The organism is Microbispora sp. NPDC046933, from assembly GCF_040644635.1.
GTDB lineage: Bacteria > Actinomycetota > Actinomycetes > Streptosporangiales > Streptosporangiaceae > Microbispora.
Genome location: NZ_JBEYWW010000035.1, coordinates 14,900 through 34,730, shown reverse-complemented (window position 1 = coordinate 34,730; position 19,831 = coordinate 14,900). Strand labels below are relative to the sequence as shown.

Genomic DNA, 19,831 nt, shown 5'->3' with positions numbered 1-19,831 from the left:
GGGGCGGAAAACGGTTTTCCGCCCCGACGAACACGCGGCCCTACTCCCGCGGGTACGCGCCGGTGGCCAGGCCGTAGGCGACGGCGTAGCGGTGGCCGAGGACGCCCGCGACGTTCCCCCGGCCGACGACGGTGCCGGGGGGAAGCTCGCGGGCCAGCACGCCGAGCACCTCGTCGTCTCCGGCCGGACCGCCCACGACCACGACGCTCCCTCCGCCACGCCCGCCCAGAGAGTTCAGGGCGTCCAGCGCGCGGCGTACGGTGGCGCCGATGACCTCGCGCTTGACCGCGAGACGGAGGGTGCGCCATTCGGCCGGGCTCATGGCGCTGGAGAACGGCAGCGGCCCGGCCGGGCCCGGGACGGCGAGCCAGCCGACCGAGCCGGGCGGGGCGGGCGAGTCGAGGAACACCCGCGAGCCGTCCTCGCCGAGTGAGACGTGCGGCGTCTCGAGCCGTACGCAGGGCCCGCGCTTCACCCAGTCGGCCGCGCCCCGGGGGATGCCGAGCACCGTGGCCACGGCCGCCGTGAGCAGGTCACCGGCGCCCGCGGCCACGACCTCGCCCGGCGGGCCTACGACGTCGACCGTGCCGCCGCCCAGGTCCACGACCAGGGAGTTCCGATCCGCGCCGGGGGTGGTGAGGGCTCCCGCGCGGGCCGCCGCCGCCTCGCTCGGGGCCCGCCGTACGGGAACCGTCCCGCTGCCCGCGAGCCGATCCGCCGGCGTGCGGGCGTGTCCCGTCGGGGCGGCCGTGCCCAGGTCGAGGCGTGCGGGCGGCGCGGCGGGGGCGGAGGCCGACATCTCGGCCACCAGCAGGGACCTGGACCGGCTCGTCCCCGCCCGAGCACCGGCCGTCGCGGCCACCCGGCTCAGGTCGGCCACCGCCCGCTCGACCGACGCCTCCGGAGCGTTTGGTCCAACCGAATCGGCCTGGCGATGCGTGAACCGGGCGACGACGGCGCAGGAGACGTCGTACAACTCCGCGCAGATCGCGGGCGCGTCGTCCCGCTCGCCGAGGCGCGCGGCGACGAACAGCGCGTCGGACAGGTGGCGCAGCGGACGCCCGGGCGGGCGCACCTCCACGGCGACCCGTTTCGCGGCGGCGACCGCCGTGACGTCGACCTGGTCGGCGACGGGCAGCGGCCTCCCGATCCGGTTCGCGATCAGGCGGCCCTCGTCGCCCTCGGCCAGCACGCCCAGCAGCGGAATCCCGGCGTCCAGCGCCGCCCGGACGAGCCGGGCGGCCTCGGCGTATCCCAGGTCGCGCGGCACGAGCGCGATCACGTCCTCACCATGAGGCAGGTCACCGGGCGTCAGGAGCAGGGGACGGCCGACCGCGACGCCCTCCCCTCCGGGGGTGGGGCTGCCCGCGGCGACGATCCGGAGGCGCCCGGTTCCGGCCGCGACGACGGGCACCTCCACGGTCGTCGTGCGCACCGGGCGCATGGGGGCCATGACGACCTCGGCCGCGGCCTCGCCCAGCCCCCGCTCCAGGCGGCGCAGCAGGGCCGCCGCCCCGGCCAGCGACGACGGCGAGCCCTTCGGGCCGCGCGTGACGACCCTGTCCCAGGCCACCGGGACGCCGTCGCGGACGATCACGACCTCCGTGGTCGCGTTGCCGACGTCCACGCCCGCGACGAGCACGCTCACCGTGTCAGGCCCCGCCGCACGTACACGTCGCGGGCCTGCCGGACGAGCGCGGCGTTGCGCGGGCAGCCGCGCTCCTCCAGCCAGCCGGCCAGCGCGGACAGCTCCCCGGCCGTGGCGCGGCGCGGGCGCAGCGCCTCGTAGACACGCATCACGTCCTCGTCGGAGATGCGGGCCAGTTCGGCGGCGCGGCGCAGGTTGGCGGCGAGCTGGGGGTTGCCGTGCCGCTCGGCGGCCACGGCCTGCGTCTCCAGCGTCTCGGGGTGGATGCGCAGGTCGTCGGCCGACACCTCGCCCCGCCGCACGGCCTCCAGCGTCACCGCCTCGACCGGCCGCCCGGAGTAGGCGCGCAGGCGCGGGTCCGTGCCGGTCATCGGCCGCCTCCTCCGCCGTTCCCGGCGACCGGACGGCCCGTGCGAGCGCCCGCGTGAGCGTACGTCAAAGAACCAACTCCTCGGGCAGGGCGCCGGGCCGGCAGCGGGCGCGTTCGATGGCGACGAGCGAGACGACCTTCGTGTGGTAGCGGGCCTCGATCGCCTCGTCCGTATAAGGGTTGCGGGCGGGCTCGGGGGCGCCGCCCTTGGCGTGGCGGCCCGCGTTCACGCCCATGAGCCGATAGTCGGCGGCCGACAGCACCGGGGCGATGCTGTACAGCTCCAGGTTGGCCAGCGGCGCGAGGTCACGGCGGTGGATGAGCGCGGTGCCCTTGGCCTGAAGGCCGATGCCGATGCCCGAGCCCGCGAGCCGGGCCGCCGACAGGCCGATCATGCCGAGGTCGATGGTGTCGCCGAAGCGGACGATCCGGGCCGTGCAGCCCTCCTCCTCCAGCCCGGCGAGCAGTTCGCGCAGGACGTCCACCACGGGCAGCCCCGAGAGCGTGACCCAGATGTCGCGGCCGGTCGCGGGGGAGACGCCGATGACGACCTCCCGCGGGTCCCCGCCCTGCGCGGCCGGGCCCGCCGGGCGCAGCGCGTCGCGGGCGTGGGCGGCCTGCTCGCGGCGAAGGTCCTCGACCGAGCGCTGCTGCCGGATCGCGTCGATCTCCGCCTGCCGCTCCGGCGAGGGCTCGTATCCCGTGCCCGGCCCGGAGTAGTCGTTGGGGTCGGTGACCAGCGACAGCACGCGCATGTCCGGCGTGAGGATGGCCGCCGTCTGCAGGCAGTCGCCCGCGACGCGCACCTTGAGCATGTCGAGCAGCCGCTCGGCCTCCGGCTCGAAGCCCGTCTCGTACAACGCCGTCACCACGTCGGCCATGGTGAGGCCGGTCTCGCGGATGGTCCGGGCGGCGTGGGTGACGGCGACCGGGTCGCCGGGGGCGAGGTCCTTCGAGCCGGCCGCGTCCACGGCGGCGGCCACCTGCTCGTCGGTGAAGTCGGCCAGGCCGAACCACTCGTACACGGCGCGCACGGCCAGCGCGGCGCGTTCGCGCAGCGCCGCGACGTCCGTGGGGTCGGCCGTGCGCAGCCCGCCGTCCACCCCCCAGTCACGCTGCATGGCGAGGTAGTCGTCGACGTCCTCGGCGTTCCAGTTGGACGGGCCGAACATGTTGTCGTACCGCTGGATCGAGCCGAATCCGCTGCAGATGAAGTCGGAGCCCGCCAGGAAGATGGGCAGCGTGCGGGAGGTCCTGCGCACGTCCGACTCCGACATCAGCGCGTCGTTGCCGGAACAGGACTCCAGGTTCCTCGCCATCACCATGACGTTCTCGGCCATCAGTTCGCGCACGCCGCGCGGCACGGCGCCCGCGACGCTGGCGCCGTCGATGCCGCCGTTCTGCACGCCCTGCGCGCCCATCGCTCGGGCGAGCGACACGCAGCGCGACTCCAGGTAGAGCATCGACCGGCGTTCTGCCCCGCCCATCAGCACCTCGGCCCCGGCCCCGGACGAGACCCGCATCTTGATGCCCCGGGAGGCGTACGCACTGGTCAGGAAGGCCTTCGACCACGGCGTGTCGTCGCCGTCGGTGAAGACCTGCTCGGTGCCGTAGAGCGAGACCGTCTCGGCGTACGACACGAACCCGCGCAGGCCGAGCTCCAGTTCGAGCGCCTCCTCGACCGAGCACTGCACGAGCACGCCCGGCGAGCCGACCGCCGCCCCGATGGAGACGGCGACCGCGTTGGACGGCGCGTCGGCCAGCACGGGCACGGTGGTCTCCAGCTCGCGGAAGCCGAAGGCGGCGGCGGTCGCCGCGTCGGCCGCGAGCAGCAGCGGGTCGTCGAGCCGGTTGGTGACGTGCGCCTGGTTCGAGGGGGTGCGCCGGGCCCGCAGCTTGGTCATCGCCATCACCAGCTCGGCGGGCCGCAGCAGCGCCAGGACCCGGGCCAGCTTGGCCGGGGTCGTCCCGGCGCACAGCCGTACGACCTCGGCGCGGGGCACGCCCGGGTCGACCATCATGCGGGTCAGCGCGACGTCGGACAGCGCCATCGCCTCGGCGGCCACCGCGAGGTCGAGGCCGTGCGCGGCGATGAACGCGTCGACGGAGTCGAACTCGTCCGCCCGGACGCCGTCCATCTCCACGACCGCGCCGTCCTCGACGACCAGGCCGGGCTCGGGATCGTACGGCGAGGCCAGCGCGACCAGGCCCAGCTCGGGGTTCTCGACGGCGAACCCGTCGAGGTTGACCCGCTGGGCGTCCATGAACCTGACCCGCCCGACGGGCCGCTCCTCATGGGGATCGGTCACAGGGCCGCCGCCCTCGCGCGCAGCCGGGCGTGCGCCCCGCCCATGGGGGCGGCGCCCTTCAGCACGGCCTTCGGCAGCTTGGCGGTCATCGTGTAGACCGTGTCCACCACGTTGGCGACCGGGGTGAGCGCCGCCTGCGACACCAACTGGTACGCGTCGAGCGTGGACAGCCCGGTCTCGGCGGCCAGCCACTTCGTCAGCTCCGCGTGGGCGATGCGGAACGCGTCCTCAAGTGGTTTCGCTGAGCCGGTGGTGATGATGAAGTCGTCGTTCTCCAGCCGTGGCCAGGGACAGGGCGTCCCCTTGATCAGATCCACGATCACGACGGTGTCCATGGCGGTCTCGACCGCGACCCCGCAGGTCTCGCCCTCGCCCTGACGCGCGTGGCCGTCGCCGAAGGAGAACAGCGCGCCCTCGACGTTGACGCCCAGGTAGCAGGTGGTCCCCGCGCGCATCTCCGGGCTGTCCATGTTCCCGCCCCAGTCGCCCGGCGCGAGCGAACTGCGCACCTCGCCCAGGGCCGGCGCCACGCCGACCGTGCCGTGCATCGGGTCGAGCGGCAGGTCCACCTCGTACGGCGAATCCAGGGCGCTGTAGCGGACGAGGCGGGCCTCCCGGTCGATCTCGTAGATCCAGGTGCGCTCCGGCAGCGCCTCGTGCAGCAGCGCGGTGGTGCCGGTGCCGGTGAGCGCGCCGAAGAAGGGCACGGTCGTGCTGACGCCGCGCGCCTCCCTCGGCTCGATGGACACGAAGTGGACGGCGAGGGTGTCCCCGGGCTCGGCCCCTTCGATGTAGAAGGGGCCGGTCTGGGGGTTGATGAACCGCGGGTCGCAGACCTCCGAGACCCGGTCGCTCGCCGACCTGACCCGGCCGGCGAAGCAGTCGCGCGTCCAGGTCGACAAGGCCGTGCCCGGTTTGATCGACAGCACGGGCGCGGCGCCGCCGAAGGTGTAGGTCAGGCCCGCCGGGTCCGCGTCCGGATCGAGGTCGTACGACACCATCATCATGTGCTCCTCAGTCGCGCTCGACCGTGTCCTCGAGGACGATCCGGCCGATGATCTCGTACTTCACCGGGTTGCGGGCCTTGAGATAGAGGGCGAAGCCGCCGCCGACCACCGCGACGGCGAGCACGATGTAGGGGATCAGCTTGAAGAACAGGGTCTTGGACGCGTCGCCCGCCGCCGCCTCCTGGTTCTGGAACAGCAGGAAGACGACGTACAGCATGGCCAGGCCGCCGACCAGCGGGGCGAGCAGCGTGCGCCAGAAGCTCTTCGTCTCCGGGTGCTTCTTCCTGACGTGGAAGTAGCCGATGACGGAGAACGAGCACAGCGACTGCACGATGAGGATCGCCAGCGTGCCGAGCACGGCGAGCAGCGTGTAAATGTGGATGTAGGGGTCCATCCCGGCGAAGAAGAACGCCAGCACGATCACGACCGAGATGCCGGTCTGCACGAAGCCGGCGATGTGCGGCGAGCCGTGCTTGGGGTGGGTGGCGCCGATGGTCTTCGCGGTGCCGGGGAACAGGTTCTCCCGGCCGAGCGCGTAGAGGTAGCGCGAGGCGCAGTTGTGGAACGCCATCGAGCAGGCGAACGACCCGGTCAGGATGAGGATCTTGAACAGGTCGACGGCCCAGGTGCCGACCATCTCCTGGGTGGGGTTGAAGAAGATGCCGGCGAACTCCTTGGCGGCGATCTCCGGGGCCTTCACGCCGTTGGCCGCGACCGCCATCCACGACACGAACGTGTAGAACAGGCCGATGCCGACGACGGAGACGAGCGTGGCCCGGGGGACGATGCGCTTGGGGTCGCGCGACTCCTCGCCGTACATGGCGGTGGACTCGAAGCCGACCCACGACCAGAAGCACATGAACAGGCCGAGACCGACCGCACCGGCCGCCAGGCCGTTGGTCGCGAACGCGTTGACAGGGTTGATGGAGGAGGCCATGAGCCCGTCGGGGCCGCCGCCGTGGAACAGCGTCACGACCGCGGTCAGGCCGAGCATGAAGATCTCGGTGACCAGGAAGACGCCGAGGACCTTGGCGGTCAGGTTGATGTCGAAGTACGTGAGGACCGCGTTGAGCGCCAGGCCGAGGAAGGCGAACCACAGCCAGTGGATGTCGACGCCCGCCATGGTCTTGAAGGTGTCGTTGGCCGAGTAGGCGAAGAACCCGATGATGGAGGCCTCGAACACCACGTACGCCATCGTCGCGAGCATCCCCGCGACCATTCCGGCGACCTGGCCGAGGCCGTGGGAGATGTAGCCGTAGAAGGCCCCGGCCGCGGTGATGTGCTTGGCCATCGCGGTGTAGCCCACCGAGAAGACGGTCAGCACGATCGTCGCGAACAGGTAGCCCGCCGGCGCTCCCAGGCCGTTGCCGAAGCCGAGCGCGATGGGCACGTTGCCCGTCATGGCGGTGATGGGGGCGGCGGTGGCGACCGCCATGAAGATGACGCCGACCAGTCCGACGGCGTCCTTGCGCAACCGGCTGACGCCCGGGGTCTCGGCGGATGTCGTCACCGCCTGTGTCTCAAAGGTGCTCAAAGCAGTGCCTCCGGGAGACCATGGTGGGGGTGGGGGAGATGTGTGGCACATCACACAAGGTGCGCAAATCGTGCCACCCGATGGTTTGCCCAGGCAAGACCCTTGGTGTTTCGTAGTCCTCACAACGAGAACCGTTGACGTATACGGAGTGACCGGTGTCTTATTTGGTCCTACCGATTCACGGACCGATGGGACCGGGATGCTGGACTACGGGCTGTTCACCTATGCGGACAAGGACGAGGTTCTCGAGAAGTCCTCGGCGTACTGGAACCCGGGGAAGACCCAGTTCTGGATCGACTCCGGTGTTCCGCTGGTCATCGACCGCAGAGAGGGCTACTTCCTTTACGACGTCTCCGGTAAGCGCCTGATCGACGTCCACCTCAACGGGGGCACCTACAACCTGGGGCACCGCAACCCGGAGGTCGTGGCCGCGCTGAAGCAGGCGATGGACCACTTCGACATCGGCAACCACCACTTCCCCTCGCTCGCCCGCACCGCGCTGGCCGAGGCGCTGATCACGACCGGGCCCGAGGGGCTGAGCAAGGTCATCTACGCCAGCGGCGGCGGCGAGGCCATCGACATCGCGCTCAAGACGGCCCGGCACGCGACCGGCAAGCGCAAGATCGTCTCCATCGTCAAGGCGTACCACGGCCACACCGGCCTCGCTGTCGGCACCGGCGACGAGCGCTTCTCCCGGCTGTTCCTGTCGGAGCGGCCGGAGGAGTTCGTCCACGTGCCGTTCAACGACCTGGCCGGCATGGAGGAGGCCCTGCGGGGCCGGGACGTGGCCGCCGTCATCATGGAGACGATCCCCGCGACGTACGGCTTCCCGCTGCCCGACCCCGGCTACCTGGAGAGCGTCAAGCGGCTCTGCGAGACGTACGACGCGCTCTACATCGCCGACGAGGTGCAGACCGGCCTGATGCGCACCGGTGAGCTGTGGGGCATCACCAAGCACGGCATCAGGCCCGACATCCTCGTCACCGGCAAGGGCATCTCCGGCGGCCTCTACCCGATCGCGGCGGTCCTGGTCAGCGAGCGCTGCGCCGGCTGGCTGACCGAGGACGGCTTCGCCCACATGGCGACGTTCGGCGGCGGCGAGCTCGGCTGCTTCGCCGCCATGAAGACGCTGGAGATCTGCAACCGGCCCGAGACCCGCTCGATCGTCCACCACGCGTCCGACGTCATCGGCCGCGGACTGGAGCGGATCAGGGACGACAACCCGGGCTGGTTCACCGGCATCAGGCAGAACGGCCTGATCTTCGGCCTGGAGTTCGACCACCCCGAGGGCGCCAAGTTCGTCATGCGGCAGCTCTACGACAACGGCGTATGGGCCATCTTCTCCACCCTCGACCCCCGGGTCCTGCAGTACAAGCCGGGCATCCTCATCGATCCCGTGCTCACCGAGGAGTTGCTCGACCGTACGGCCGTCGCGATCGCACGGGCCGCGAAGGAGGCTGGAAAGTGACGTCCGGGATGTCCGGGATGTCCGGGATGCTGGAACGGGCACGCTGGGCCGCCCGGGCCTTCGCCCGGTACGACAAGGCGAGCGTGGACCGCGTCGTCGCCGCGGTGGCGCGGGCCGGCGCCGACAACGCGACCCGGTACGCCGAGTGGGCTGTGCGCGAGACGGGCTTCGGCGTCGCCGAGCACAAGGCGCTCAAGAACGTGGCCTGCTCCACCGGCCTGGTCGAGGAGTACGCCGGCCACGACTACGTGTCCCCGCGAACCGACGCGGCCCAGAAGATCGTCTCGGTCCCGCGGCCCGCCGGGGTGGTGTTCGCGCTCACCCCTTCGACGAACCCGGTCGCCACCGTCTACTTCAAGATCCTGCTGGCGCTCATGACCAGGAACGCGATCGTCATCAGCCCCCACCCCATGGCGAAGGAGTGCTGCGCCGACGCCGCGAGGACGCTCGCCGCGGCTGCGGTCGAGGCGGGCGCGCCGGACGGCGTGATCCAGGTGATCGAGGAGCCGAAGCTGCCGCTGATCGAGTCGATGATGGCCGACCCCAGAGTCGACGTGATCGTCGCCACCGGCGGCACCCCGGTCGTGCGGGCCGCCTACCGATCGGGCAACCCCGCGCTCGGCGTCGGCCCGGGCAACGTCCCGGTGTTCGTGGACCGCACCGCCGACCTGGAGTCGGCCGCGCGGCTGATCGTGGACAGCAAGGCGTTCGACAACTCGATCCTGTGCACCAACGAGTCGGTGCTCATCGCGGAGGACGCGATCGCCGACCGGCTGGTCTCGCTGATGCGCGGCGCTCACCTGCTGTCGCCCGCCGACCGCGACCGGGTGCGCGAGGCCGTCTTCCCCGGCGGCCGGTTCGACACCCGGTTCGTCGGCAAGGACGCGACCTGGATCGCCCAGCAGGCCGGCGTACGGGTGCCTCCCGGCACCCGCGTGCTGCTCGCGCCGATCGACCGGCCCATGCCGGAGGAGCCGCTGGCGCACGAGAAGCTCTGCCCGGTGCTCGCCCTGCTGCGCGTGCCGTCCACGCGAGCCGGGATCGACGCGGCCAGGGCCGTGCTGCGCATCAGCGGCGCCGGCCACTCGGCCGCGATCCACAGCACCGACTCGCGCACGATCATGGAGTACGGCGCGGCCGTGCCGGTGCTGCGCGTCTCGGTCAACTCCGGCAACAGCCTCGGCGGCTCCGGCGTCCACACGAACCTGCCGATCTCCATGACGATCGGCACCGGCTACGTCGGCGGCTCGTCGGCGGGCGAGAACCTCCAGCCGGGCAACCTGGTGAACTGGACGAGGCTCGCCTACCACGTGGACGCGCCGTTCGGCGACTTCACCGGGCTCGATCCGTGGTCGCCGCCCGACGGCCCGGTGCCGCGCTACCCCGAGCCGTCCAACGCGCGTACGGCTCCCGCCTCCCCGGCGGCCCCGGCGCCACAGGCCGACGTGCTGCGCGAGGAGATCAGGCGGCTCATCCTCGAAGAGCTCGCGTCGCTGGTGAGGTCGTGAGATGGCCGAGCTGCGTTCCTTCATCTTCATCGACCAGCTGCAGCCGCAGACCATGTGCTACCTCGGCACCTGGATGCGCGGCGCGCTGCCCCGGCTGAACCAGGCCGCGCAGATCATCGAGATCGCCCCCGGGCTCGACATCGAGCCGCTGACCGACGTGGCGCTCAAGCACGCCGACGTGAAGGCCGGCGTGCTGGTGGTCGAGCGGCAGTTCGGCTACCTGGAGTTCCACGGGCAGATCGGGGAGGTGCGCGCGGCGGCCGACGCCGTGCTCGACGCGCTCGGCGCGAGCGCCGCCGACGCCGTGCCGCCCCGCATCCTGGCCTCGGAGATCGTCTCCAGCCTGGACGGGCAGCACGCCTTCCTCATCAACCGCAACCGCGTCGGCTCGCTGGCCCTGCCGGGCGAGTCGCTGTTCGTCCTGGAGTGCCAGCCCGCGTCGTACGCGATCCTCGCGGTGAACGAGGCCGAGAAGGCCGCCGAGGTCAAGGTCGTGGACTACCGCATGATGGGCGCGACCGGCCGGGTGTACCTGTCCGGCCGTGAGTCCGACGTGCGCCAGGCCGCCGACGCCGCTCGCCAGGTGCTGGGCGACCGGGCGGGAGCCGTGCGATGACCGCGCTCCCGGCCGACGAGCTGCGGCTGCTGGTCCGCGAGGTGCTGCGCGACCTCCTCCCCGCGATCTCCGCCGCGACCGGGCCGACTGCGACCGGGCCGACCGCGACCGGGCCGACCGCGACCGGGCCGACCGCGACCGGGCCGACCGCGACCGGGCCGATCGGGACCGGGTCGGCCACGCCGGGGACACCCGGAAACGCGTCCGCGAGCGGCGGGCGGACCGGGCACGTGTCCATGGCCACCGCGCCGGCCGGACACGTGCCCGGGGCATCCGCCGAGACCCCCGCGCGAGCGCCGGTGGCCGAACCCGTCGTGATCGGAGGCGACGACGACCTCAACGCGTTCGCGCTGCGGGTCCTCGACCTCGCGGCGGACCCTGCCCGCGCCGCCGCCCTGCGGTCGGGGCGGCTGCGGTTCCGCCTGGCCGCACCCGCCCCCGCACCCGCACTTGCACCCGCCCCCGCCCCCGCGCCTGCCGCCCAGTCCGCACAGTCCGCACAGCCCGCCCAGCAGGCCGTACGGCAGGAGGTGGTGCGGCACGAGAAGGGGGCCGTGACCGAGCGGCACGTCGCGGCGGCGGCCGCCGCGGGCGCCCGGCTGGTCCTCGGCCGCCGCGCGGTGCTCACGCCGCTCGCCAGGGAGCGGGCCCACGCCTGCGGGCTCACCGTGGAGAGGGAGGACTGATGCTGCGCGGCACCGTCACGTCGAGCGTGTGGTCCACCAAGCGGGTCGAGGGCATCCCGGCCGGCGCGTTCCTCGAAGTCGAACTCGACGGGGGAGCCCGGCTGATCGCCTTCGACGTGCTCGGCAGCGGCATCGGCGAGCGGGTCCTGATCGTGCAGGGCTCCGTGGCCGCCTCCTGGTTCCCCGCCCAGAAGTCCCCGCCGATCGACGCACTGATCATCGGCTCCATCGACGAAACCGTCTAACCGAAGGAGAGGCACATGGCCAACAACGCGATCGGCCTGATCGAGACCAAGGGCTACGTGGCTGCGCTCGCCGCCGCCGACGCCATGGTCAAGGCGGCCAACGTCACGATCGTCGGACGCGAGCAGGTCGGGTCGGGACTGGTGGCCGTCACGGTCATCGGCGACGTCGGCGCGGTCAAGGCCGCCACCGAGGCAGGGGCGGAGACCGCCTCCAACGTCGGCGAGCTGGTCTCCGTGCACGTCATCCCGCGCCCGCACGCCGACCTCGCCCGCGCGTTCAACCTCTCGACCGGTGAGTAGCGCCGCCCCTGCCCCCCGTTCCCGTGCGCGTGCCGCCGCCAAGGCGGCGGCTCCCACGGAACGGCGTACGGCGGAGCTGCGGGTCTACCTGCTGGTGGAGAACCTGCGGCGGCAGTTCACCGCGGCGATGGCCGCGCCCACCCGGGCCCGGGGCTACCCGCCGTACGAGGGGCAGCACGCGCTGATCGTGGAGGTCGCCCCCGGCCTCGCGATCGAGCGGGTCATCGACCTCGCCCTGCGCGCCGTGCCGTCCGTCGAGCCTGGCATCCTGTTCGTCGAGCGGCAGTTCGGCGTGCTGGAGGTGCACGGCTCCTCACTGGACGACGTACGGCGGGCCGGGCAGGCGATCCTCGACGGCATCGGCGCCTCGGCGGGCGACCAGTTGCGGCCCCGGATCCTCTACACCGACGTCATCGAGGACATCACGGACCAGCACGCGGTGCTCATCAACCGCAACCGGCAGGCCTCGATGGTCCTGCCGGGGGAGACGCTGCTGGTCTGCGAGATGACCCCGGCGCTGTTCGCGACCGTGGCGGCCAACGAGGCCGAGGCGGCGGCGCCGGACATCACGCTCGTGGACGTGCAGATGATCGGGTCGGCCGGGCGGCTCTACATCAGCGGCCGCTCCTCCTCGGTGCGTACGGCCAGGGACGCCATCGTCCGCGTCCTCGAGTCCGTCGAGGGCCGCGACCACTGACGGCGCCCGCCCTACACCGAGCGAGCCGGAGGGGCGCGCCGCCGGTCTGGACTGAGGAGCGAGCGGGGAGCGAGGTACGAGCGACTCCGAGCGACGAGGGAAGACGGCGGATAAGAGCGCCCCGATGGTGAAGCGGGAAACACAGCGCGGGGGAAGATCTGACGGACACTTCCACAGGACCCTTTAGGAGAACGCATGCAGGTCCACGACCTGTCCGGCGGCGACGACGTCCTCGCCCGCATCGAGGGGGTCGCCCGCCGCGCCCTTCGACACTACGACGTTTCCCCTGACGCCTCCGTAACGCTGCTCAACGTGTCGGAGAACGCGACCTTCACGGTCGGCGACGGCGGGCGGCAGGCGATCCTGCGGGTCCACCGGCTCGGCTACCACTCGCTGGAGGCCATCGCCAGCGAGCTCGCCTGGCTGGACGCGCTGCGCGACGAGGCGGGGATCGTGACGCCGCGCGTGCTGCCCGCCCGCGACGGGTCGCGCGTCGTCACCATGCGGGAACCGGGCTCCGAGCCCCGCCACTGCGTGATGTTCGAGTTCCTTCCCGGAGCCGAGCCGGCCGAGGACCGGCTGGTGGAGGAGTTCGAACGGCTGGGCGCGCTGACGGCCCGCATGCACCGCCACGCCCGCGCCTGGGCGAGGCCGGCGTCCTTCACCCGGTTCCACTGGGACCTGGACGCCGCCTTCGGCCCGCAGGCGCGCTGGGGCAGGTGGCAGGACGGCGTCGGCGTGGACCGGGAGGCGCACGCCGTGCTCGCCCGGCTGGAGGCCGAGCTGCGCCGCAGGCTGGAGCGGTTCGGCAAGGGCCCCGACCGGTACGGGCTCATCCACGCCGATCTGCGCCTGGCCAACCTCCTCGTGGACGGCCAGGCGGGGACCAGCGTCATCGACTTCGACGACTGCGGCCTCGGCTGGTACCTCTACGACCTCGGCGCCGCCGTCAGCTTCATCGAGCACCGGCCCGAGGTGCCGCACATGGCGGAGTCGTGGGTGCGCGGCTACCGGTCCGTGCTCGACCTCCCGAAGGAGGACGAGGCCGAGATCTGGACGTTCATCCTGTTCCGCCGCCTCCTCCTCGTGGCGTGGATCGGCTCCCATTCGGCCGCCGACGTCGCCAGGGAACTCGGCGCCGGCTACACCCAGGGCAGCTGCGAGCTGGCCGAGCGCTATCTCAGCGGATCACTCTAAGGAGTCCATGTGTTCACCCCAGTGGCCGGGCGGTCGGTCGTCGTGACCGGCGGCAGCAAGGGCATCGGCAAGGGCATCGCGCGGGTCTTCGCCCGCGCCGGCGCGAACGTCCTCATCGCGGGCCGCGACGAGGGAGCGCTGAAGGCCGCCGCCGCCGAGATCGGCGCGTCCTACGTGGTCGCGGACGTGTCACGGGCCGCGGACTGCGAGCGCATCGCCGAGACGGCGGCCGAGCGGCACGGCGGCGTCGACGTGCTGTGCGCCAACGCCGGCATCTTCCCCGACAAGAAGCTCGCCGAGATGACCGAGGCCGACATCGACGAGGTCTTCGGCGTCAACCTCAAGGGCACCATGCTCTGCGTCCGCGCGTGCCTGCCCGCGCTGGAGGCGTCCGGCCACGGGCGGGTCATCCTCACCTCCTCCATCACCGGTCCTTTCACCGGCCTGCCGGGCTGGTCGCACTACGGCGCCAGCAAGGCGGGGCAGCTCGGGTTCATGCGCACCGCCGCGATCGAGCTGGCGCCCAAGGGCATCACGGTCAACGCCGTCCTGCCCGGCAACATCCTGACGGAGGGCCTGGCCGACCTGGGGGACGACTACCTGCGCGGGATGGAGGCCGCGATCCCGATGCGCCGCCTCGGCTCGGTCGAGGACATCGGCAACGCCTGCCTGTTCCTCGCCACCGACGAGGCCGCGTTCATCACCGGGCACTCGCTGGTCGTGGACGGCGGCCAGGTCCTGCCGGAATCGCAGGATGCGATGAGTGGGTTGTGATTCAATCGGGCCGACCCATGCTCTGTCATGGTTCGTCCCTGTGAGGCGGAAAGGGTGAGCAGGTGTCCCGCGACCCGGATGGCGAGAGCGCGGTCGAGGCGGTGCGGCGGGAGGTCCTTCGGCTCATCACGAGTGGCGAGCTCCGGCCGGGCCAGCGGCTCGGCTCGGAGCGTGAGCTGTCCACGCGCATGGGAGTCAGCCGTACGACGCTGCGCCAGGCGCTCGGGTTGCTGGAGCAGGCGGGCGCGGTGCGCCGGGTGCCCGGCAGGGGCGGCGGGACGTTCGTCAGCGGCGGCAAGGTGGAACGCGACCTGTCGAGCGTGGTCGGCGTGCCGGCGCTGCTGCGCGAGCAGGGCTTCACCGCGGGGTCGCGGGTGGTCAGGGCCACGATCGCGGGCGCCGACGAGGCGACCGCCGCGGCCCTGGGCATGCAGCCGGGCGATCTGGTGACCGAGATCGTCCGCATCAGGTTCGCCGACGGGGTGCCGCTCTCGCTGGAGCAGGCCCGGTTCCCCGCGCTGCGCTTCCCGGGACTGCTGGAGCAGCCCCTCGGCGGGTCGGTCTACGAGCTGCTCGCCGAGCGGTACGGCGTGCGCCCGGCCGACGCGCTCGAACGCATCGAGGCGGTGGCCGCGGGGGAGGAGGAGGCGGCGGTGCTCGGCGTGGAGCCCGGCGTGCCGGTCCTGGCCATCACCCGCACGACCTCCGACGAGCAGGGCCGGGCCTTCGAGTTCTCCCAGGACGTCTTCCGGGGCGACCGCACCCGTGTCCTCGTCCACGTGAGCGGCGCCACCGGCGCCACACACTCGGCTCGCGAGCAGGGCCGGCTCGTACGCTTCCCGGAGGTGACGGGGTGACGGGGCACACGGATCCCTGGGCGGTGCGGGTGGCGAGCGCGCCCGTCACCTTCGGCGTCTATCGGGCGGACAGCGCGCCGCTGGGGCCGCAGGAGTTGCTCGCGACGATGCGCGAGGCCGGGTACGACGGCACGGACTCCGGGCCGATCCCCTACCTGGGCACGGCGCGGACCCTTCCCGGCCGGCTCGCGGAGCACGGGCTCGGGCTCGCCGGCGGCTGGGTGGACCTCCGCTACGACGACCCGGACGGCTTCCGCGAGGACCTGGCCACGCTCGACGCCGCCCTCGACGTGTTCACCGCCGTCCGCGACGCCGCGCTCGGCGCCGGTTCCGAAGCGGTCCGCGAAGAAGCCGGAGAGCGTGTGGCCGGTGGGGACACCGCCGGTGCGGCATGGGACGGCGAAGGTCCGGGTGGCTCGCGGGGCGAACCGGACCGGCGGGCGGCCCGGGCGGCGGCCTGGGCGGCCGATCCGCGGTTCGCGCCGCGGCCGACGCTCGCTTGCCCGGACCGGCCCGAGCGGTTCGCCCGTCCCGGCATGCCGGCCGACGCCCGGCTCTCCCTGCCCGACGGCGACTGGCCCGCCTACGCCGGGCGGATCGGGCAGGCGGCGGCCCGCTGCCGCGACCGCGGGCTGGAACCCGTCTTCCACCACCACCTGGGCACCGACGTGGAGACCCCGGAGGAGGTCGAGCGGCTGCTCGACCTGACCGACGTCTCGCTGTGCCTGGACACCGGGCACCTGTGGCTGGCCGGGGGCAACCCGGTGGCGGCCATCCGCGACTGGTCGTCGCGCATCCGGCAGGTGCACGTCAAGGACGCCTCCCGGGACGTCCTCGCCCGGATCCGCGCGAGCGGCGGCGACCTGTGGGACCTGGTCGCGGCGGGCGGCTTCCCGCCGCTCGGGCAGGGCGACCTGGACCTGCCCGCCGTGCTGGCCGAGCTGCGGCGGTCGGGCTACGAGGGCTGGATCGTGATCGAGCAGGACGTCCCGGCCTTCCGCGCCTCGGACGCCGAGGCCCTGGCGCGGGCCGTCGCCGACCAGCGGGCCAACCGCGCCACGTTCGGCACGGCCCTGCGCGCCGCCGGCCTCGCCTGATGCGACCCGGGCGGCGTCCGACGACTATGGAGGTGTGACGACCGCCGCGGATTACGCCGAGTTCGCCGCACGAGAGGCGCACGCCGTGTCCCCGGCGTACGAGCGCCTGGCGCGTGCGGTCTCCCGCGACCGTGAGATGCTCGCGCTGCTCGGCACGCTCCCGCCGGCGAAGCGGCAGCCGAACCTGCTGTTCGGCGCCGTACGGTTCCTCGGCGGCCCGGTCGAGGACCCCGCGGCCTTCCGCGACTACACCCTGGGCAACTGGCCGGCGGTCGAAGCGGAGATGCGTGCCCGGACCACACAGACGAACGAGGCCGGGCGATGCGCGGTGCTGCTGCCGGTGCTCGCCGCGCTGCCGCAGCCGCTCGCGCTGCTGGAGGTCGGGGCCTCGGCCGGGCTGTGCCTCTACCCCGACCGGTACGCCTACCGCTACGGCGACCACCTGGTCGGCTCCGGCGAACCGGTCCTGGACTGCGCCGCGACCGGGATGGCGCCGCCGGCCCGCGTACCCGACGTCGTATGGCGGGCCGGGCTCGATCTGAACCCGCTCGACGTGACCGACCCCGCCGACGTCGCGTGGCTCGACGCACTCGTCTGGCCGGAGCACGTGCACCGCCGTGCCCGGCTACGGGCCGCGGCGGCCGTCGCCGCGGCGGAGCCGCCGCTGCTCGCGCGGGGCGACCTGGTGGACGACCTGCCGGCGCTGGCCGCGCGAGCGCCGGCAGGTGCGACGCTGGTGATCTTCCACACCTCTGTGCTCTACCAGGTGGCGCCGTCGCGGCGCGAGGCGTTCGCCGAGGTGGTGGGCGGGCTGCCGGGTCGCTGGATCGCGAACGAGGCCGTGGATGTGCTGCCCTACCCGGCGCTGCCGGATCCTCCCGACGGGCCGCTGTGCAACGTTCTCGCGCTGGACGGGACACCTCTCGCCTGGACCCGGTCGCACGGGCAGGCGATCGTCTGGTTCGCGTGATCGGGACCGCCCGGCTGTCGCTCATCGGCGGCAGCTTCCGAGGGAACGGCCGGAAGCGGGAACGGGGGGCGGCGGGTGCCGCCCGAGTCGTTCCTCGGCCGGCGGCCGGGCATGCGCGGCGGTCCGGGGTGTCAGGCCGGTTCCGCCGGCCCGGGGAGTTTGTCGTCGGTCGTTGATATGAATGCGGCACTGTCTGACGCACGTAGAAACGAGTCATCCCCCCATGAACGTCTCCGGCACACGGCTGTCTCCGCAGGCGCGGTTCCTGCACGACCTGCTGACGGGAGCCGCGAGGTGGGTCCAGCGGGAGCGGCACCTGCGCGACCTGTTCGCGGGTGTCGCCACCGCGAGTGACATACCCACGCTCGACGCCTCGCAGCTCAGCGCGTACGAGCTGGGAGCGCTGCTCCCCGCGGTCTACCGCGTCGACATCGAGAACGGCGACGCCGTCGACGCACGGTGGGAGGTCCAGAAGGAGGTGCGGGAGCGTCAGCCGCTGTTCACTCCGGAGGCGTGCGCCGACCTGTTCGACGCCATGGCCGGGGAACGGGAGAACGTGCGGCTCGGGGCGGGCGCGCTGGTCCGGTGTCCCGATGGCGCGCCGCTCGACCGGCTGGCCGATCCGGCCCGCGCCGTGGTGGAGCGCCTGCTCCGGGAGGATCGGCTCGACGAGCCGTTCTCGCTGCTGGCGGCCGCCGGGCTCGCCGGGCTGGACGCCGAGGTGGCCGAGCGGCTCAGCGCCGGCCGCGGGCCGCTGGCCGTGGCCGAGGTGGAGCTGCTGCTCGGCTGGGACCCCGCGCAGCGGGCGCTGTTCGCCGAGTTCGTGCGGGAGATCTCGGAGGCCCCGCTGCACCTGGACGTCCCGCCGCCGCTGCCCGACGCCCGGGAGCGGCTGAGCGCCCTTCCCGGTTACGTCGCCTTCGTCCGCACCACCGTGGAGGCGGCCGCGGCCCGGGTCACCGCGATCCACGCCGGGGAGCTGCCCTATCGGGCGGAGAAGGCGTTCGGCGTGGGGGAGAAGGGGACCATCGGCCGCGCCGTACGGATCGCGCTCCTCCGGGACGAGCCCTGGCTCCCCGAGCCGCTGGAACGGCTGGTGCGCGGTGTCGCGGTGGCGCCCACCAAGGCCAGGACCCTGCCCTCGCAGGGAGTGCTGTTCGAGATCGCCCGCGCGGCCGAGGACCACCCGACCCCCGAGGCCGTCTCGGCCCTGCGCGCCGCCAGGGACGCGACCCGGCACGCGGGGGTGCCCAAGCAGCTCGACCGCATCCTCAAACGCGTCGAACCCGCGCTGGCCGACCGGGTGGAGGTCGCCTTCCGGCTGCCGGACGGGCGCGTACGGCAGGAGCTGGGCGAGCACACCGCGGTCATCTCGATCGAGGGCGAGGCCGAGCTGTCATGGTGGCACGGGGACAGGAAGCTCAAGACGGTCCCGGCCGCGGTCAAACGGGAGCACCCCGAGGAGGTCAAGCGGCTGCGCGAGCTGGCCAAGCAGGCCCGGCGGCAGCAGGCGACCCTGGTCAGGGCGCTGGAGGCCGGGTACGCCCACCAGGTCGCGCCGCCCTACCGGCAGCTGGAGGGGCACCCCGTCACGGACCGGTTGATCTGGGAATTCGAGGTGTCACCCGGGGTGTGGCGCGGCGAGCTCGGGCTGACCGTGCCGGACGTGCCCGTGCGGCTGTGGCACCCCGCCCGCGCCACGCCCGACGAGGTGCGGGCCTGGCGCGAGATCGTGCAGGACAAGGAGCTGCGCCAGCCGTTCAAGCAGGCCTTCCGCGAGGTGTACCTGCTGACGCCCGCCGAGGAGGCGACCGCGACCTACTCCAACCGGTTCGCCGGGCACGTGGTCGGCTACCACAAGCTGTACGCGCTGTTCAAGCAGCGTGGGTGGCAGGCCCCCTATCTGGGGCCGTGGGACGGCGGAGGCGACGGGGAGGCCCGGCGGGTGCTGGGCGGAGGGGGCTGGCGGGCGACGTTCCTCCACGACTACCTCTGGCACGAGGACGGATACGCGACCACCGGCGAGGTCCGCTTCCACCGGATGGCCGAGGACGGCTGGCGTGAGGCGCGGCTCGCCGAGGTGCCGCCGCTGGTGTTCAGCGAGGCGATGCGGGACGTGGACCTGTTCGTCGCGGTCGCGTCGATCGGCGCCGATCCGGAGTGGGTCGACCGGGGAGTGGACGGGCTGCGGGACTACTGGCACTCCTACGGCGTCGCAGACCTGACCGAGAACGCCCGGGTGCGCCGCGACGCGCTCGCCCGGCTGCTGCCGCGGCTGGCGATCGCCGACCGGTGCGCGCTGACCGATCGTTTCCTGGTGGTGCGGGGTGACCTGCGGACGTACAAGATCCATCTGGGGTCGGGCAACATCCTGATGGAGCCCAACGACGCCTACCTGTGCATCGTCCCGAAGGGGACCGGCAGCCGCGTCTTCCTCCCGTTCGAGGAGGACGGGGGCATGCTGTCGGTCATCGTGTCCAAGGCGTTCCTGCTCGCCGCCGACACCGCGATCACCGACCCGACGATCACCCGTCAGATCCGTCCGTGA

The 19,831-nt window shown here is 72.9% G+C and carries 18 protein-coding genes; 13 read left to right on the top strand and 5 right to left on the bottom strand.

The features are described 5' to 3' along the window. Positions 1 to 40: 40 nt before the first annotated feature. The 5 genes from ABZ857_RS35060 to ABZ857_RS35040 all read right to left on the bottom strand — a co-directional run bounded on the left by ABZ857_RS35060 (position 41) and on the right by ABZ857_RS35040 (position 6,844). Positions 41 to 1,648: a diol dehydratase reactivase ATPase-like domain-containing protein gene (locus tag ABZ857_RS35060; RefSeq protein WP_357052054.1), complete on the bottom strand. Its 1,608-nt coding sequence runs from the start codon at positions 1,646 to 1,648 to the stop codon at positions 41 to 43. Continuing rightward, positions 1,645 to 2,019: a diol dehydratase small subunit gene (locus ABZ857_RS35055; RefSeq protein ID WP_357052051.1), complete on the bottom strand. Its 375-nt coding sequence runs from the start codon at positions 2,017 to 2,019 to the stop codon at positions 1,645 to 1,647. The genes ABZ857_RS35060 and ABZ857_RS35055 overlap by 4 nt, the downstream gene beginning before the upstream one ends. Before the next feature lie 64 nt (positions 2,020 to 2,083). After that, the gene (locus ABZ857_RS35050; RefSeq protein WP_357052048.1) at positions 2,084 to 4,327 is read right to left on the bottom strand and encodes a propanediol/glycerol family dehydratase large subunit; all 2,244 of its coding nucleotides are present in this window, start codon (positions 4,325 to 4,327) and stop codon (positions 2,084 to 2,086) included. Continuing rightward, positions 4,324 to 5,334: an acetamidase/formamidase family protein gene (locus ABZ857_RS35045; protein ID WP_357052045.1), complete on the bottom strand. Its 1,011-nt coding sequence runs from the start codon at positions 5,332 to 5,334 to the stop codon at positions 4,324 to 4,326. The genes ABZ857_RS35050 and ABZ857_RS35045 overlap by 4 nt, the downstream gene beginning before the upstream one ends. A 7-nt stretch (positions 5,335 to 5,341) precedes the next feature. After that, positions 5,342 to 6,844, bottom strand: coding sequence for an APC family permease (locus ABZ857_RS35040; protein WP_357052042.1), 1,503 nt, complete (start codon positions 6,842 to 6,844; stop codon positions 5,342 to 5,344). A 223-nt stretch (positions 6,845 to 7,067) separates the two neighbouring features. Between ABZ857_RS35040 and ABZ857_RS35035 the strand changes: the two genes are divergently transcribed. From ABZ857_RS35035 to ABZ857_RS34975, 13 genes are all read left to right on the top strand, one after another. Further along, the gene (locus ABZ857_RS35035) at positions 7,068 to 8,336 is read left to right on the top strand and encodes an aminotransferase class III-fold pyridoxal phosphate-dependent enzyme (RefSeq protein ID WP_139575270.1); all 1,269 of its coding nucleotides are present in this window, start codon (positions 7,068 to 7,070) and stop codon (positions 8,334 to 8,336) included. Continuing rightward, complete coding sequence (locus ABZ857_RS35030) at positions 8,333 to 9,844, top strand: aldehyde dehydrogenase family protein (protein WP_357052039.1); 1,512 nt, start codon at positions 8,333 to 8,335, stop codon at positions 9,842 to 9,844. Before ABZ857_RS35035 ends, ABZ857_RS35030 begins: the two co-directional genes overlap by 4 nt. Before the next feature lies 1 nt (position 9,845). Next, positions 9,846 to 10,460 (top strand): BMC domain-containing protein, encoded by a 615-nt coding sequence (locus tag ABZ857_RS35025; RefSeq protein WP_357052036.1) that lies wholly within the window; start codon positions 9,846 to 9,848, stop codon positions 10,458 to 10,460. After that, entirely contained in the window at positions 10,457 to 11,146 is a 690-nt protein-coding gene (locus ABZ857_RS35020; protein WP_357052033.1) for a hypothetical protein, read from the top strand. Before ABZ857_RS35025 ends, ABZ857_RS35020 begins: the two co-directional genes overlap by 4 nt. Next, positions 11,146 to 11,391, top strand: a complete 246-nt coding sequence (locus ABZ857_RS35015) for a EutN/CcmL family microcompartment protein (protein ID WP_079317478.1) — start codon at positions 11,146 to 11,148, stop codon at positions 11,389 to 11,391. The genes ABZ857_RS35020 and ABZ857_RS35015 overlap by 1 nt, the downstream gene beginning before the upstream one ends. A gap of 15 nt (positions 11,392 to 11,406) precedes the next feature. Next, complete coding sequence (locus tag ABZ857_RS35010; RefSeq protein ID WP_079317476.1) at positions 11,407 to 11,691, top strand: BMC domain-containing protein; 285 nt, start codon at positions 11,407 to 11,409, stop codon at positions 11,689 to 11,691. Next, positions 11,684 to 12,388 (top strand): microcompartment protein, encoded by a 705-nt coding sequence (locus tag ABZ857_RS35005; protein ID WP_357052030.1) that lies wholly within the window; start codon positions 11,684 to 11,686, stop codon positions 12,386 to 12,388. Before ABZ857_RS35010 ends, ABZ857_RS35005 begins: the two co-directional genes overlap by 8 nt. A 195-nt stretch (positions 12,389 to 12,583) precedes the next feature. Further along, positions 12,584 to 13,585 carry a phosphotransferase gene (locus ABZ857_RS35000; protein WP_357052027.1) on the top strand — a complete coding sequence of 334 codons (1,002 nt, stop codon included), beginning with the start codon at positions 12,584 to 12,586 and terminating at the stop codon, positions 13,583 to 13,585. A 9-nt stretch (positions 13,586 to 13,594) separates the two neighbouring features. After that, positions 13,595 to 14,359, top strand: coding sequence for a 3-oxoacyl-ACP reductase FabG (gene fabG / locus ABZ857_RS34995; protein WP_357052024.1), 765 nt, complete (start codon positions 13,595 to 13,597; stop codon positions 14,357 to 14,359). A 62-nt stretch (positions 14,360 to 14,421) separates the two neighbouring features. Beyond that, the gene (locus ABZ857_RS34990; RefSeq protein WP_357052021.1) at positions 14,422 to 15,216 is read left to right on the top strand and encodes a GntR family transcriptional regulator; all 795 of its coding nucleotides are present in this window, start codon (positions 14,422 to 14,424) and stop codon (positions 15,214 to 15,216) included. Then, a complete protein-coding gene (locus ABZ857_RS34985; protein WP_357052018.1) occupies positions 15,213 to 16,313 on the top strand; it encodes a sugar phosphate isomerase/epimerase in 1,101 nt (366 codons plus the stop codon). The genes ABZ857_RS34990 and ABZ857_RS34985 overlap by 4 nt, the downstream gene beginning before the upstream one ends. Positions 16,314 to 16,347: 34 nt before the next feature. After that, positions 16,348 to 17,283, top strand: a complete 936-nt coding sequence (locus tag ABZ857_RS34980; RefSeq protein ID WP_357052015.1) for a DUF2332 domain-containing protein — start codon at positions 16,348 to 16,350, stop codon at positions 17,281 to 17,283. A 223-nt stretch (positions 17,284 to 17,506) separates the two neighbouring features. Continuing rightward, positions 17,507 to 19,831, top strand: a complete 2,325-nt coding sequence (locus ABZ857_RS34975; protein ID WP_357052012.1) for a DUF4132 domain-containing protein — start codon at positions 17,507 to 17,509, stop codon at positions 19,829 to 19,831.